This window comes from Ferdinandcohnia sp. GQ5 (assembly GCF_059759275.1).
In genome coordinates this window covers 19,291-35,297 of sequence record NZ_JCAXEW010000023.1, presented here as the reverse complement: position 1 = coordinate 35,297, position 16,007 = coordinate 19,291, and the positions used below count along the sequence as shown (strand labels likewise).

The window sequence follows — 16,007 nt, the reverse complement described above, 5'->3', positions numbered from 1 at the left end:
ATGGGTCACAAAGACGTAGCCACAGGAAGAGGCATTCTTAGTCTTTAATCTATAAAAGATTATAGTTTTACAGGTCTTCCTTCTCTTGCTGATTGGTAAATAGCCATTATCAATTCAAGTGATCTTTTGGCCTCTTCGCCGGTTACTAATGGTTTACGATTTTCTAATATCGCTTGTACAATATCTGTGTATTGTTTAACAAAAGATTTGTTTGTTTTTACAATATTAGATGACACGTCATTTTCTATATTGTTTTGTTTGTTCTCGTATTCCAAACCACTCTTGAATTTCCACTCTTTAACATGGTCATTCTCAATGATAACACTTCCGTCTGTGCCGAAAATATCAAGTGTTGTTGAAAAACCAGGATAGGCAGTCGTATTCCCTTCAATTAGCCCAAGTGCACCTGATTTAAATTTAACCGTTGCTACACCGATGTCTTCAACTTCAATGCGCTCATGAGCACGTGTAGCTGTATAGGCATAAACCTCATCAACTGGACCCATTATGTAAAGAAGGAGGTCAATATAATGGATTGACTGATTGATTAATGCGCCACCACCATCTAATTCCCACGTCCCACGCCATGCACCACTATCATAGTATTCCTGTGAACGATAGATGGTTGTACGAGCAGCTCCAAAATTTAATTGACCAAACTCGCCTTCGTTTAAGACTTTTTTAACATCTAAAACGGCTTCATCAAAACGATGTTGAAAAATACAACTTAGTGTAACATTTGCTTCTTTACATGCTTCAATGAGTTGATTCGTTTTTTCTATTGTAGTATCAATTGGTTTTTCTACAACGACATGCTTTCCTGCTTTTGCAGCATCAATTCCTAATTGAGCATGAGTACCACTCGGTGTAACGATGACAACCATATCAATTCCTGCATTTGTTAAGAATTCCTGGTAGTCTGTGTAGGCCTTTAAATTGTATGTATCTGCTAGTTTTTGAACCGTTTCTTTATTGCGCGAGTATATGGCAACAAGTTCAGCACTGTTTACTTCTTGAATGCTTTTAATATGTGTATTGGCTATGCTACCGGATCCGACTACTCCAATTTTTATGGTATTTGACATGTAAATTCCCCCATCTCCGTAAACGTTATCATCTTTATTATAAAAGTACTTTTTCTTTTTTACCAATTTAAAAAAGGACGAACTGGTGCTGTTCGTCCGATTATCGTTTCGTTTTCTTGTTTGAAATTGGTTTTCTTTTTTGGGGAGCAGAGGTTTTCTTTTCTTGCGCGTCTACAATTTCTCCCTTGTAAAAGTCCTTCTTGGTGAATGAAATTCCTAGCTCGTGTCCCATTTTTTTCAAGAAGCTTTCTTCACGAGCATTTACGATCGAAATGACAACACCCTTTTTCCCCATTCGTCCGGTACGTCCCGAACGGTGGACATATTGACTGTTTGTTTTCGGAAAGTCAAAATGAATGACATAGGTGACATCTTGAATATCAAGCCCTCTTGCCGCAACGTCTGTTGTTAATAATAGAGGAATTTTTCCTGCCCGGAAGTTTTTCAACGATTGCTGTCGTTCTTGTTTTTTTGCTTCTCCGGCAAGAACGGCGACATCAATATGGTTATAGGTTAACTTCGCTTCAATTTCCTCAACTTTATCAAGACTTTTTATAAAAGCAATGGCCTTGTCTGGCTCTGTGTACATAATTTTTCGTAACACATCTATTTTATCCCGCTGCTCACAAAGAAAATAAATGTGGGTGGTGTTTTCCTGATTAATTGTTTGCTGAACTCGAATGATTTCAGCATTGTTCATCAAGGACTTCGCAGTTTTTTCCGTTTGCTCGGAAATAGTTGCTGAGAAAAAGAGAATTTGTCGATCCCGTAAAGTTGATTTGATAATGCTTTGGATATTAGAAAGATGTTCATTTGAAACGAGTTGGTCTGCTTCATCGACAATTACTGTCGTAACCTCATGCATTTTCATTTTTTTCATTTTGATGAGTTCCATAATACGGCCTGTCGTTCCTATCACTATCTGCGGGCGTTCCTTTATTTTCTCAACCTGCTTTTTAATGTTTGCACCGCCAATGAAAGACGCACTTACGATATTTGTGCCTTGCGTCCACTTTTTTACTTCATCCGATATCTGCATGACAAGCTCCCGTGATGGAGCAAGTACGACAATTTGGATTCCGTTCTTTGTTTCGTCGAGCTTTTGTATCGCTGGAAGCAAGTAAGAAAGTGTTTTTCCCGTTCCAGTCGGGGATTCGCAAATCACATCTTTCCCCTCTACTATTGCAGGGATTGCCTTTTCTTGTATGGCTGTTGGTGCTTCAAAACCTGACTCTTGCCAGTTTTTTTGTATAAAAGGTTTCATTTCTTCTAATTGAGACCATTTTGACATATTTATGTACCTTCCTTATCAAGTTCACTTTATTTGACTATTGTTTATTCTAACTATCTTTTGGGTAAAGTGCAAAAACAACTTGGTTAGGAAAGTTGTGTTTGGGTGGATTAGTTCTTTGAGGACTATCTTTTAAAGGATTTCCATATTTACCAATGTTATGTTTGGGACGATTGGCCTGGCTTTCGCCCCTAACACAACATTGTTCTATCAAATCTTTATGACTTCTTTTACTTTAGCAGATGGGTCTTGTGTGAATGTTCCTGTGTATTCAACAATGTCAATCTCGCAGTCAGGGCCGATGTTGATATTTTTCCCTCTAACCATTTTTGCCTTTGTATATTCAATTTCAATTTCATCTGCCTCGATTATTTCTGTCTTCAAGGATACTGGGTAAACCGATTTAAACAGATTATTTAGGAAGCGAAAAATGCCTTTCTTAACCTTGATGCTTTGACCACCAATTTCTTTTGCGCTGCATTCACCAGCAATCGAGATATCGATTACATCTGCATTTAATAATCCTCCGATTTTAAAACCACCTTCTCCCTTGAATTCTTCAGCCTCACAATCCTCTCCTATTGTTGCATTTCCTCTAATTTTTATTTCTTCCCCTTTTAAGCTGCCACCGATTCTTCCTTTACCGGATATTGCAATTTTATTCACTTTTACATTGCCACGTATGCCACCAGTACCATCTATTGTAAAACGATCAAAGTCAATGGATCCTTCAATGTCTCCACTTCCATTAATTTTCCCGTGTTCCCCTTTAACGTTCCCAACCACTCTGCCAGTACCATTTATCGAAAAATCATAACAATCCACATCACCATGTACAGTACCTTTTCCGTTAATTAATACTTTTTTAAAAGTGCCACCGCCAGATGAACCCATACCGTTAATCACTAAATTCCCTTTATTTTCAATGTTTACCATACTTTAACCTCCGTCTATAGTAATTTTGTTCGTAGTTCTTCGATTTCATCTGCATATGCCAGATTCACAATTAGCTTCGTTCCTTGTTCAATAACCAAATTTGTAGTATTTGGTACAATTAAACATGTTGAAACACCGAGTTTACGAGCGATAATTAATTCACCATAGCTTTGCTTTTCTTTTGCAAAGTAATCGTTTGAAACTTGGATCACCATTTTTGCTTCATCAAGACTAATGTCACCAGATTGCAGAAGCTTTTCAACGATGTAAACGACTAATATTCCTTCAAAATGAAACTGTTCAGGACTTTCCTTACTGTGTTCTAGGTATAGATTAATTGTTGTTTCAGAAGCGAGACCTCTATTGACCACTTCCTTTTTACTGAGGTTTAATTCGCCAACACTCGGTGAGAACATTTCTGCTAATTCATCGAGAGATAGGTTTTCCTTCATTTTTTGAATCTTATCAATACGCTCAAGGATCCTTTCTTTCGGAAAAAAGGTTTCTTGTCCTGTAAAGGTTGATTTTCGGATAAACCAGTCTTCAGGTATTAAATCTTTCCGCTTCCATCTATAGAGCTGCCCATAAGAAATGCCCGTTACTTCAAGTAATTCCTTCTTCGATAATAATTCTTCACTCATTTCTAAACGGCTCCTTTCTACAAAAACAGTGTAACATAACACTGTTACGTTAATCAAGAAAAAATTCAAAAAAATCCCATTTGGGACGAAGGGACCTGTCCCCCTGACCCAGCACCACAAAAAAAGCTGAATCGCGTGATTGCGATTCAGCTTAGGTTTGTTTTTTATCGTGCTAGCCAGCCACCGTCAACTGCTAGTGTGTGGCCGTTTACGTAATTAGATGCATTGCTTGCTAGGAAGACGACTGTTCCCATTAGGTCAGCAGGAGTTGCCCAGCGTGCTGCAGGAATACGTGATAAGATTTCTGCATTCCGTTTCTCATCTGCACGGATTTGTGTCGTGTTGTTAGTTGCTACATATCCAGGTGCAATGGCATTTGTTTGAATTCCGTATTCAGCAAGTTCATTTGCAAATGACTTTGTAAGTCCATGAACAGCGTGTTTACTTGCTGTATAAGGAGGAACAAATTTTCCACCTTGGTATGAAAGCATTGAAGCGACGTTAATGATTTTTCCGCTCTTTTGCTCTACCATTACTTTTGCAGCTTCTTGACTCAAGAAGTATAGAGAGTTTAAGTTCAGATCAATAACAGCATCCCAGTCCTCTTCTTTATATTCAAGGATTGGAGAACGACGAATTGTACCAGCATTGTTTACTAAAATATCAACTTTTCCAAATGCTTTTACACATTCCGCAACTACTGCTTTTGCATTTTCACGTTTGGATAAATCCGTTTGGAAAAATTCGACACGACGACCTTCTTTTTCAATTAATTCTCTCGTTTCGTCCCAGCTAGTGCCATGTGTAGTAATGAACAGGTCTGCTCCAGCTTTTGCTAATGCAACTGCAAAGCCTTGACCTAGTCCAGTAGCACCACCAGTTACGATTGCAACCTTTCCTGTCAATGAGAAAAAGTCTAGTGAGAAATCAGACAATTGTGTTGTCATTTTAAAAGTCCTCCAATTCCTTATCGTAAGTCTTCCATTGCTACAACATCCATGTCAGTGTACGTGATGTTTTCTCCACACATACCCCAGATGAATGTATAGTTGCTTGTTGCAGTTCCAGTATGAATAGACCAGCTTGGTGAAATTGCACACTGTTCGTTTTTCATTACAAGATGTCTTGTTTCATTTGGTTGACCCATGAAGTGGAATACACGAGTTTCCGGTTCCATATCAAAGTATAGGTAAACTTCCATTCTACGCTCATGTGTATGACATGGCATTGTGTTCCAAACGCTTCCTGGAGCAAGCATGGTTAGACCCATTTGAAGTTGGTTACTTTCACATACATTTGGATGTACATATTGATAGATTTTACGTTCGTTCAGTGTTCCAGGCTCGCCTGTTTCGAATGGTTTAATTTCATTAATATCGATTTTTACAGTTGGATACTTGTGGTGTGCTGGCGCTGAATTGATATAAAACTTCGCTGGATTGTTAGGATCCTTAGAAGTGAATAACACTTCCTTCGTTCCTTTGCCTACGTATAATCCATCTTGACGAACCATGTTGTATTCTTCACCATCAAGAATAACCATTCCCTCGCCACCGATGTTAATAATTCCTAGTTCACGGCGCTCTAAGAAATACTCTACTCCAAGCTCTTTATTAAGCGTTATTGTTAATTCTTTGTCAGTAGGAGTAACTCCACCAAAGATCATTCGGTCATTATGTGTATATGTTAACTTTACTTGTCCAGGCTCGAAAATGGTTTCCACCAAAAATTGTTTTCTTAACTCATCTGTATTAAATCTTTTGATTTCCTCCGGATGATTTGCATAACGTGTTTCCATTTTTGTTTCCATTTCATATTCCTCCTAAAAGTAATATTTATATATTTGAATATCTTATCGGACAATTTTTCCTGACGCATTTTCAGCAAATGCTGTGATATCCTCTTCCGAAAAGACATTACAATCTCCATGTACAGTGTGCTTCAGTGCTGAAGCTGCAGTTCCAAAATTGACAATTTGCTGTGGGTCATTTCCTTCTAGAATTCCAAATATTACACCCGAAGCAAAGGCATCTCCGCCTCCAACTCGGTCTACAATTTGGTCGATGTTATGCACCCTTGATTGGTACAACTCCCCGTTATTAAAGAAATTCCCTTGTAATGTATTATGTGAAGCAGAAAGTACTTCTCTAAAAGTAGAAAATAAGTATTTTATATTTGGATACTTTTCAGTTATCTTTTTATAATAAAATGATAGTTTTTCAGAATGATCCAAACTTGGGTCTGCTTCTTCAATGCCTAATAAGTTAAGCGCATCCAATTCTCCACAAGAACATATATCTACATATGGTAAAAATGGTTGGATTCCACGTGAAGCTTCTTCAAGACTCCATAACTTCGCACGGTAATTAAAATCAAAGCTTGTTGTGACTCCTAATTCTTTTGCAGTTTTTAATCCCCGTAAAGTTAGTTCCTGTAAGTCTGGCGAAAGGGCTGGTGTGATACCAGATACATGGAAAAGGTCTGCATCTTTTAAAATTTCTTCAAAATTTATTTCATCCGTTGAAAGCTGTGCAAAGCTAGAAGCTTTTCGGTCATACGTGACTTGTGCACTTCGTTCGCCTACTCCAGTTTCCAAGTAATATGTACCTAGGCGTTCTCCACCTTTTAAAAGGTAATCGGTATGAACACCAAATGAATGTAAATGTCGCTCATATGCTTGACCAAGTGGATTGTTTGGTACTTTACCAACAAAATAGACATCATAGCCAAAACGTGAAAGGGACGCACTTACATTTGCTTCCGCCCCACCATAATGCATTGTCAACTGATCGGCTTGGAAAAGACGTTCACCTAAGTTAGTTGATAAGCGAAGCAAGGGTTCACCAAATGTAACAATCTTCTTTTTCATAGTTTATTCCCCTCTTGCTTCTCTAACTTTCGCAACATACTGCGCTGCGTATTCTGTTATTTTTGCGTAATCACCTGTTTTTGCAGGGGCAACCAAATTCCCACCTACACCGACAGCCACACATCCATTTTTAATCCATTGATCAATGTTATCTAGGCTAACGCCACCTGTAGGCATGATATTCACCTGTGGTAATGGAGCCTTAACCGCTTTCACAAAATCCGGACCAAAAGCATTTCCTGGAAAGAGTTTAATAATGTCAGCACCGGATTCAAGTGCACGCTTCATTTCAGTAATGGTCATACAACCTGGCATATACGGAATTTGATACAAGTTACATAGTTTAGCAGTTTCTTCATCGAAACTTGGGCTTACAACGAATTCTGCTCCTGCTAAGATTGCAATTCGTGCAGTTGTTGCATCAAGTACTGTTCCAGCACCAATCACAACTTCACTATTTTTGTAGATGGAAGCTAGTTCTTTAATAACCTCATCAGCACCGTCAACTGTGAATGTCACCTCGATTCCGATGATCCCACCCTCTACACAGCTTTTTGAGATTTTAACCGCTTCTTCTTTTGTGTCTGCTCGTACAACTGCGACCACGCCGCAATCTGCGATTTTTGAGAGTACATTTATTTTTTTCATAGTTGCCTCCAAAATCTCTTAGACTATTTCCTATTTGGAAATTCGTTTTATTATATGGAAACTTACAAAGCAATTATATATAATAGTGAAAGGGATTTCAACCAATAGATTGAATGTTTTTAGAAATTTAACAATAATTGAGATTCAAAAAGGAGGATGAAGAGGATCACGTCGACTAAGACACCACTTCCTGTGGCATTGTCGACACTAGCACGTCCTGTGCGTCGAAATTTCGAGGTGGCGAGCCCGAGTACTGGAGCAGGGAATCTGTTTGAGTTCCCCCCCTTTCAGCATTGCGCTGATGTATTGACTTCGTGTATAAACTAAGAGACAAGAACCGCATAACCTAGTTGTTCATGATGTTGACCCGGAGCAATGATTGCAGAAATTCGATTCCTCATATTCACCGCAATTTTTGAACAATCTTTAAAAAGTGAGTGATTACCTTGACAGCTGAAAAGAAGCAACCATATGGTACCGTGTTGTTAAAAGCCGATAATATACTTAAATACCTGTCTTCTGTCGATAAACCACAAAGTCTCCAACAAATAGCAAAAGAAACTGAATTAACAAGTTCGACCGCCTTAAAAATCTTAGATACACTCCAATTAATTGGATATGTACAAAAGGACGAAGAAACGAAAAAATTCCGTCTTGGGATGGCCATCATCAAATACGCCAACAGGGCATTAAATTCAAATGAAATCAAAGATATCGCCCAACCTTATTTAGAAAAACTTAGAAACCAAACAACCGAGACTGTGCACCTCGGTATCCTTGACCGTTCTAGCATCGTCTATATTACAAAACTAGAGAGTTTCAACCCGGTCTCTTTATACTCACGTGTCGGTAAAGCAATCCCACTCTATTGTTCGGCAATGGGAAAATCAATCTTAGCGGACCAACCCGACCATCTAATAGAACATTATTTAAACAACCATACCTTAGAAAAGAAAACCCAAAATACGATTACATCGAAAGAAGACTTTATGAAGGAAATCAATGAAATTCGTAAAAGAGGATACTCCTTTGATAATGAAGAACATGAGGCAGATATCTTTTGTGTCGGGGCAAGTATTACAGTTGATGGAAAAAACCATGGTGCCTTTAGCGTCAGTGTCCCAAAATACCGAATCACCGATGAATTTATCTCACAAATCATCCAAAACGTCCTTGCCTGCAAACAAGGCATCGAAAGTGAACTACTCTAGTGGGTCATGGGGACAGGTACCTTGTCTCACCAATTTTTTACAGGAATGAGGGACCTGTCCCTCCGTCCCAAAAAAACATTCAATAATAAAAACTGTCAAAAAACTTGTTGACCTTCTATCCCCTCTTCTGATAATATACCAATATATTAAAAATCGATGAAGAGAAAGAGTACGATTGGAATCCTGTTCCCCAGAGAGTCGACAGTTGCTGAAAGTCGATGTTCAGAGCCATCCGAAAATCATCTCTGAGATGCAAAGCTGAAACAAGTAAGCTTTGACGGGTAGTCCGCCGTTACGAAGGAACACGTATGATTGTACGTTAGTGAGTGTCGTAGTCTATTTACTTTAAGATTGCGGAATCAGGGTGGTATCGCGAGTTAACCTCGTCCCTATTTTTAGGGGCGAGGTTTTTTGTTTTTTCTGGGACAGGGGACCTGTCCCTCTGTCCCTATTTTAGAATAATTTTCAAGGAGATGTTTTTGGTGAAGAGGTTGGATATTTTGTTTGTTGGGTTTATGTTATTTTCGATGTTTTTTGGTGCTGGTAATCTGATTTTCCCACCTTTTTTAGGTGCTGGTGCAGGTACTAATTTTTGGATGGGTATGCTTGGCTTTATTGTAACGGGAGTAGGTTTACCAGTTCTAGTTATCTTTGCAGTTTCACTAGTAAAAGGTGGCGCACAGGCAATGGGTGATCGTGTACATCCTGTTTTTAGCACAGCCTTCATGGTTGCAGTCTACCTTTGTATTGGACCTTTTCTTGCAATTCCAAGAAATGCTAACGTTGCGTTTGAAATGGGTATCTCACCATTTTTACCTGAAACAACAAATACAGCCCTAATCTTATTGCTTTTCTCGTTTCTTTTCTTTGGTCTTGTGTATTTTATCAGCTTAAATCCTAGTAAAATGGAGAAATATATGGGGCGCCTAATTGCTCCAACTTTATTAATTGCAATTATAACTTTAATTATTGTTGGATTATTTAAAATCGAAACACCTTTCCTAAGTCCTACAGAAGGTTACCAAACTGGAGCATTCTTTACTGGTTTCCTAGAAGGATATAATACGATGGACGCTCTTGCTTCATTAGCATTCGGAATTGTTATCTTAAACTCGATTCAAAAAAAGGGCATTGAAAATCGGTCGCAGCTAACAAAATATACATTTAAAGCTGGGGTCATTGCAGGTATCCTCCTTTCTGCAATTTATGTTGGAATTGGATTAATTGGTGCAAAAATGGCTGGCCAAGGAACATTCGATGATGGTACAGATATCTTATCTACTGCAGCGACTCTTTTATTTGGACAAAGTGGAACTGTACTGCTCGGCTTAATTTTCACATTAGCTTGTTTCACAACCGTTGTTGGATTAACAACTGCATGTGGCCAGTATTTTTCAAATTTACTTCCAAAGGCAAGCTATAAATCTGTTGTACTACTTGTAACATTAGTTGGTTTTACTCTATCAAATTTAGGATTAGCACAGATTTTAAAAGTCTCTGTTCCGTTCCTAGTAATGACTTACCCACTATTAATTGTGTTAGTCGTATTAACCTTCTTTAGTCGTTATTTTAAAAATACGAAAGCCGTATATGGCACCGCGATGTTATTTACAGGCGTGTTCGCACTCATCAGTGGATTAAATGCATTCGGTCTTGACCTTGGACCAATTCATGATTTAAAAAATAGGCTGCCATTAGCATCTGTTGGCTTAGAATGGATCGTTCCGGCACTCGTAGGAACAGCATTAGGACTCTTGTTGAGCCTATTCAGTAAAAATGCAGAATTTGTCGAAGATGCAAAAATAAAAACATTTTAATGATTGATTTTAAAAGGGTACTTATGGTACTCTTTTAAAAGTTCTAATTTGTTTGTTTTCTAAACAAATCAATTATTGTTTATTCCATTTTTAGGATAAGTTTTATAATCAAACACAAAATAACAAAAATGGAACCGCTTATTATTATCTTAGGAGGTAGCAGCATGAGAATGATAGCCCAATTTCTATTTGTTTTCGTAACCGCTTTATTACTTGTGGGGTGTAACAATGATGCTGGTGTTAAAGAAATAAAGCTTGCCCACAACCAAACTTTAGATCACCCCGTTCATCTATCACTTGTCGAATTTGGCAGATTAGTTGAAGAAAAATCAAATAATAAAATCCAGGTGGAAATCTATCCAAATGGGCAACTAGGAAGTGAACGTGAAGTACTTGAACTAACGCAATCAGGTGCTGTAGATGTCGCAAAAGTGAGTGCAAGCGCCTTAGAAGGATTTGAATCCGATTACTCCATCTTCAGTTTGCCATATGTCTTTGAGGATTACGAAGAGTTCGAGAAAAAAATGAATGATAAAACGATTACCGATCAGCTTTATTACAAAACTGAGGATATTGGTATTATTGCATTAACCTACTACAACGCAGGTTCTCGTAACTTATATACGAAGGATCGTGAAGTACACACTGTAGAGGATGTAGCAGGATTAAAAACAAGGGTTCAACCAAGTCAAACGAGTGTAAATATGATTGAGGCATTTGGTGGACTCCCTACTCCGATGGCGTATGGAGAAGTTTACACGGCTCTACAATCAGGAGTTATTGATGCTGCTGAGAATAATGAAACCGCTCTAGTGGGTAATAACCACGGTGAGGTTGCTAAATATTATATGTATACTGGCCACCAAATCGTACCAGATATGCTCATCATAAATGCAAAACGATTCAACAATTTAACAGACGATGAAAAAGCTATTATTCAGGAGGCAGCCAAGGAATCTACCCTTTATCACGAGACCGTTTGGGGAAAAACGATTAAAGAACAAACTGAAACCGCTAAAAACAAAATGGGCGTACATTTCATTGAGGTTGACAAAACCTCCTTTATAAATGCCGTTCAGCCACTCCACGAGGCTTATGCAAAAGATGAAAAAACAAAAGATATTTACCAATTAATAAAGGGGAATTCGTCTAATGAATAAGGTTAAACAAGTTCTCGACAAAGTATTGATCATATTCTCAAGTTTATTACTTGTTTCTATGGTTGTAATGTCAACCTGGCAAGTGTTATCACGGTATGTGTTTAACATCTCCTCTCCAGGAACAGAGGAATTAATTAGATATATGTTAATTTGGTTTGGACTCATGTCAGCTGCCTATGTATTCGGTGCAAAAAAGCATATTGGGATCCTTTTTATTAGAGAAAAGTTTAGCCCAAAGGTGCAGCTTCAAATTGAATTTATTACTGATGTTATTGTTCTTTTAACTGCTGCAATTTTAATGGTTTACGGTGGAATACGAATTGTAATGCTTACTTCTGCTCAAACGGCGGCAGCAACTGGTCTTTCTATGGGAGTTGTTTATTCTGCTATACTTGTTAGTGGGATTTGCATTATTATCTATCAAATTCACAGTTTGACGTCTTATAAGGAACGAAAAAGAGAGGTGATTCTATAATGGAAACTATTGCTGGAATCATCCTATTTGTCACCTTTTTCTTTCTCTTATTGTTTGGGGCACCGATTGCGATTGCAATCATCTTAAGCTCTGTTTTTACCTTTCTGTTCGTATTGCCGTTTGATGTAGCTATTTTAACATCCGCTCAAAGAATGGTAACGGGAATTGATAATTTTACAATGTTGGCGATTCCTTTATTTGTTCTATCAGGAATTATCATGAATAATGGTGGAATTGCTTTCCGATTAGTGAATTTTGCGAAGGTCTTGGTTGGAAAACTCCCAGGATCATTGGCACATACGAATGCTGTTGGGAATATGCTGTTTGGTTCAATATCTGGCTCAAGTGTTGCCTCTGCTGCAGCGATGGGACGGATCATGACTCCTATGCAAACGAACCAAGGTTATAAACTAACGTATTCAGCAGCAGTTAATATTGCTTCTGCACCTACAGGACTAATCATACCGCCAAGCTCAGTACTGATTGTGTACTCATTGGTGAGTGGAGGTACTTCTGTTGCTGCATTATTTATGGCCGGATATATACCGGGAATCTTATGGGGCTTAGCGGTAATGGTTGTTGCCTATTTTATGGCGAAAAAAGAAAACTACCCTGTTTCGAAATTACCTAGTGCAAAAGATACTTTCTATATTATCGTTAGTGCAATCCCAAGTTTATTGTTAATTGTTATTGTTATTGGAGGAATTGTTGCTGGTATTTTCACAGCTACTGAAGGTGCAGCTGTCGCAGTTATATATTCAGTCATTCTTTCGATTATTTATAAAAACTTTAAGCTGAAGGATTTGCCAGCCATTTTTATCGAAACGATCGAAATTACTGGAATGATCCTCTTCTTGATTACGGCTTCTGCTCTATTTTCACTTGTAATGTCGTATATGAAATTACCGGAGGCAATAAGTAGTGCCCTTTTATCGATCACCGATAATCAATACGGGATTATTCTCATTATCATTTTTATCTTATTACTAGTTGGTACCTTTATGGATATCACACCGGCTGTACTAATTTTCACTCCAATCTTTTTACCTGTCGCGCAAAGCTTTGGTATGGATCCGATTCATTTCGGAATGCTGATCTGCTTCGGATTATGTATTGGAAATATGACACCGCCTGTGGGAAGTGCTCTATTTGTTGGATGTAGTGTCGCGAAAGTTAAAATTGAAGAAGTGGTACCAACGTTATTGCCTTATTTCGGGGTTGTTATTCTAGTGCTATTACTCGTAGCATTTGTCCCTCAAATCTCGTTGTTCTTACCACAATTATTTGGATTGTAAATTAAAAAGTGTAAAGCTCGAATGCTTGTATCTCGAGCCGTTTGAGCCTAGGGCTAGACAAAATAAAAAGGATAGATACCACATTTGGTATCTATCCTTTTCATATATTAGTCAGTCTTGATATCTAATAGTTTTTGGCGAAGTTCAGTTTCCATCGAAGCTAACTCAAGCTCGGCTTGACGACGTTTGTTTCGACCTTCCTCTTGAATACGTAATGTTTCTTCTAATGTAGAAATGAGGTTTTCCTTCGTTTTTTTCAATGTTTCTACATCGACTAAACCACGCTCATTTTCTCTTGCTGTTTCTAAAGTATTGCTTTTTAGCATTTCTGCATTCTTCAATAAAAGTTCATTCGTCGTTTTGGAAACTTGTTTTTGTGCTTCTACCGCATGACGCTGTCTAATTAAAGTTAGCGCAATGGCGACTTGGTTTTTCCATAATGGAATTGCCGTCATGATGGAAGATTGAATTTTTTCCACAAGCGCTTGGTTTGTGTTTTGGATCAAACGGATTTGTGGTGCGCTTTGAATCGTAATTTCCCTACTTAACTTCAGGTCATGTACACGTTTTTCAAGGCGGTCTGCAAATTGAACCATGTCATTTACTTCTTGCACCTTCATTTGGTCATTAGAGGCTTCTGCTTGTTTCTTTAAATCTGGGATAATCTTTTGATGCATTTCCTCAAGCTTTAATTCGCCAGCTGCAATGTAGACATTTAACGCATCAAAATAGTCCTTATTGTTGTCATAAAGCTTTTCAAGGATTGCAATGTCTGATAAAAGGACATTTTTACTTCTTTCAAGCTTCACACTAATTCTGTCAATTTGTGCTCCTGTTTTTTGGTATTTTGATAATACCTCTTGAACGGAATTTGAAATCTTACCAAACATCCGTGCAATTACAGAACGTTTTTCAGGATTTAACTCCTCAGGCTTCATCTCATCAAGACGATGCATGAGGTCTGAGATGATTTTTCCAACTTCACCCACATCATTTTTTTGAACATGCTCAAGCATTGTATTTGAAAATGAAAGGAGCTTGTTTTGTGCAGGTGTTCCGTATGAAATCATCGTTTGATGATTGGTTGGGTCAATTTGTTTCGCTAACTGAAGTGCTTTTTCCTTATTTTCTTCGGGTAACACATCCACTAGACGTACAGGCTTTTTCTCTTCTTCTTGTGTTAAGATAATTGGATTTTCCTGTTCTTCTTTCTTCTCATCAAATGGATTTGCAAGTAATTCATCCATTAAATTCGCAGGTTCTTTGTACTTTGGAGAAAACTGTTCACTCATACTCATTTACCTCCTATTTTGATCAATGAAATGAGAATCATTTGCTTGTTTATTCGAATTTTTTGCTACATCAATTTCGAAATGCAAATCATCTATATCATTCGAGAGCATTTTGTGTAAATCCTTTTCAATCGTTTCCGTCAATTCTTCGAGTACTCTTCGTGTTTCATGCAGTGATCTCTCTAGCTCACTATTTTTCTTCGGTTGGGAAGAAAGAAACGCATACTTCTCTGTTAATTCCACAACTGAATCCAAATGTGAAAAATAAAAACGTTCCGCTAGATAGAAGCGTCTCGGTTCGCTCTTCGATAACCGGTAGATCTTCTTTGTAACACGATGCAAATCTACTCTTTGTTTCAATGACGGGATGTGACGAACGGTAAAAAGGGATTTATTTAGTCTAGCAAGTTTTTTCTTTGCTTCCTTTAAATTTCTCTCAATATATTGATATTCCTTCCTCGTTAACCGATGTTTTCGTAAAAAGGCTTGTTTCATTATGACAGACGTTCCAAAATAGGCAATCCCGCCACCTAATAATGCATACCCAGACGAAAGTAGGAAGGTTTGGTCAAACGCAAACATACTTACTAACCAGACAGTAGCCATTGTCGGCACTGAAATGAACGATTTAACAATAAAAGCAAGCAATTGATTCATACAATCGACTCCTAACATTCTGTCTTACTATTATATACGAACCAACTCAAAAGTTGGTTTCAAAAATTTTCAAGGGAAAATCTGGTGTGAACTTATAGTTTTGCGAACTTTGTGGATGTAGGACTTTACAACGGTGCTGGCGCTGCGTTCAGGTCTTCATCAGCTCGATGAAGGACTTTACTGCGGTACTTGCGCTCTGTTCCGGGTCTTCATTAGGTTGATGATGGACTTTACATCGGTGCTGGCGCTTAGTCCGGGTCTACATTAGGTTGATGAAGAGAATTTTCACACAATTCATCCAGCGTTGCCCCCTTCATCAACTCCATGAAGTGGGTTCACACGCAATTCATCCAGCCTTTTCCCCTTCATACACTCCATGAAGAGGATTCACGAGCAATTCATCCAGCCTTTTCCTCTTCATACACTCCATGAAGAGGATTCACATTCAATTCATCCAGCCTTTTCCTCTTCATACACTCCATGATGAGGGTTCACGCGCAATTTATCCAGCCTTTTCCTCTTCATACACTCCATGAAGAGGATTCACACCCAATTCATCCAGCCTTTTCCTCTTCATACACTCCATGAAGAGGATTCACACGCAATTTATCCAGCGTTTTCCCCTTCATC

Annotated in this window: 15 protein-coding genes and 1 other annotated feature; of the genes, 5 read left to right on the top strand and 10 right to left on the bottom strand. The window is 38.2% G+C overall.

Going from position 1 to position 16,007, the window contains the following annotated elements; all coding sequences use genetic code 11:
- Nucleotides 1–59 precede the first annotated feature (59 nt).
- The 8 genes from AC6CHV_RS22425 to AC6CHV_RS22390 all read right to left on the bottom strand — a co-directional run bounded on the left by AC6CHV_RS22425 (nt 60) and on the right by AC6CHV_RS22390 (nt 7,470).
- The gene (locus AC6CHV_RS22425) at nt 60–1,085 is read right to left on the bottom strand and encodes a Gfo/Idh/MocA family protein (protein ID WP_341332709.1); all 1,026 of its coding nucleotides are present in this window, start codon (nt 1,083–1,085) and stop codon (nt 60–62) included.
- A 100-nt stretch (nt 1,086–1,185) separates the two neighbouring features.
- Nucleotides 1,186–2,376, bottom strand: coding sequence for a DEAD/DEAH box helicase (locus AC6CHV_RS22420; RefSeq protein ID WP_498079714.1), 1,191 nt, complete (start codon nt 2,374–2,376; stop codon nt 1,186–1,188).
- A 210-nt stretch (nt 2,377–2,586) separates the two neighbouring features.
- Nucleotides 2,587–3,312: a polymer-forming cytoskeletal protein gene (locus tag AC6CHV_RS22415; protein WP_498079713.1), complete on the bottom strand. Its 726-nt coding sequence runs from the start codon at nt 3,310–3,312 to the stop codon at nt 2,587–2,589.
- A gap of 14 nt (nt 3,313–3,326) precedes the next feature.
- Entirely contained in the window at nt 3,327–3,953 is a 627-nt protein-coding gene (locus AC6CHV_RS22410) for a DUF4004 family protein (RefSeq protein ID WP_498079712.1), read from the bottom strand.
- A gap of 164 nt (nt 3,954–4,117) precedes the next feature.
- Nucleotides 4,118–4,900, bottom strand: a complete 783-nt coding sequence (kduD, locus tag AC6CHV_RS22405; protein WP_341332712.1) for a 2-dehydro-3-deoxy-D-gluconate 5-dehydrogenase KduD — start codon at nt 4,898–4,900, stop codon at nt 4,118–4,120.
- Between the two features lie 20 nt (nt 4,901–4,920).
- Nucleotides 4,921–5,751: a 5-dehydro-4-deoxy-D-glucuronate isomerase gene (gene kduI, locus AC6CHV_RS22400; protein WP_121448943.1), complete on the bottom strand. Its 831-nt coding sequence runs from the start codon at nt 5,749–5,751 to the stop codon at nt 4,921–4,923.
- 54 nt (nt 5,752–5,805) lie between these two features.
- Nucleotides 5,806–6,822, bottom strand: a complete 1,017-nt coding sequence (locus AC6CHV_RS22395) for a PfkB family carbohydrate kinase (RefSeq protein ID WP_341332713.1) — start codon at nt 6,820–6,822, stop codon at nt 5,806–5,808.
- A 3-nt stretch (nt 6,823–6,825) separates the two neighbouring features.
- Nucleotides 6,826–7,470, bottom strand: a complete 645-nt coding sequence (locus tag AC6CHV_RS22390; protein WP_341332714.1) for a bifunctional 4-hydroxy-2-oxoglutarate aldolase/2-dehydro-3-deoxy-phosphogluconate aldolase — start codon at nt 7,468–7,470, stop codon at nt 6,826–6,828.
- A 446-nt stretch (nt 7,471–7,916) separates the two neighbouring features.
- Between AC6CHV_RS22390 and AC6CHV_RS22385 the strand changes: the two genes are divergently transcribed.
- From AC6CHV_RS22385 to AC6CHV_RS22365, 5 genes are all read left to right on the top strand, one after another.
- Entirely contained in the window at nt 7,917–8,681 is a 765-nt protein-coding gene (locus AC6CHV_RS22385; RefSeq protein WP_341332715.1) for an IclR family transcriptional regulator, read from the top strand.
- A gap of 147 nt (nt 8,682–8,828) precedes the next feature.
- Nucleotides 8,829–9,075: a binding site (T-box leader), on the top strand.
- Nucleotides 9,076–9,163: 88 nt separating this feature from the next.
- Nucleotides 9,164–10,498 carry a branched-chain amino acid transport system II carrier protein gene (gene brnQ / locus AC6CHV_RS22380; protein ID WP_498079711.1) on the top strand — a complete coding sequence of 445 codons (1,335 nt, stop codon included), beginning with the start codon at nt 9,164–9,166 and terminating at the stop codon, nt 10,496–10,498.
- 164 nt (nt 10,499–10,662) lie between these two features.
- Entirely contained in the window at nt 10,663–11,658 is a 996-nt protein-coding gene (locus tag AC6CHV_RS22375; protein WP_341332717.1) for a TRAP transporter substrate-binding protein, read from the top strand.
- Nucleotides 11,651–12,133, top strand: a complete 483-nt coding sequence (locus AC6CHV_RS22370) for a TRAP transporter small permease subunit (RefSeq protein ID WP_498079710.1) — start codon at nt 11,651–11,653, stop codon at nt 12,131–12,133. Before AC6CHV_RS22375 ends, AC6CHV_RS22370 begins: the two co-directional genes overlap by 8 nt.
- The gene (locus tag AC6CHV_RS22365; protein ID WP_121448938.1) at nt 12,133–13,428 is read left to right on the top strand and encodes a TRAP transporter large permease subunit; all 1,296 of its coding nucleotides are present in this window, start codon (nt 12,133–12,135) and stop codon (nt 13,426–13,428) included. The genes AC6CHV_RS22370 and AC6CHV_RS22365 overlap by 1 nt, the downstream gene beginning before the upstream one ends.
- A 107-nt stretch (nt 13,429–13,535) precedes the next feature.
- On the opposite strand, the gene AC6CHV_RS22360 is transcribed toward AC6CHV_RS22365, so the two are convergent.
- Both AC6CHV_RS22360 and AC6CHV_RS22355 read right to left on the bottom strand, forming a co-directional pair.
- Entirely contained in the window at nt 13,536–14,720 is a 1,185-nt protein-coding gene (locus AC6CHV_RS22360) for a toxic anion resistance protein (RefSeq protein WP_341332718.1), read from the bottom strand.
- Between the two features lie 6 nt (nt 14,721–14,726).
- Entirely contained in the window at nt 14,727–15,377 is a 651-nt protein-coding gene (locus tag AC6CHV_RS22355) for a 5-bromo-4-chloroindolyl phosphate hydrolysis family protein (RefSeq protein ID WP_341332719.1), read from the bottom strand.
- Nucleotides 15,378–16,007 lie beyond the last annotated feature (630 nt).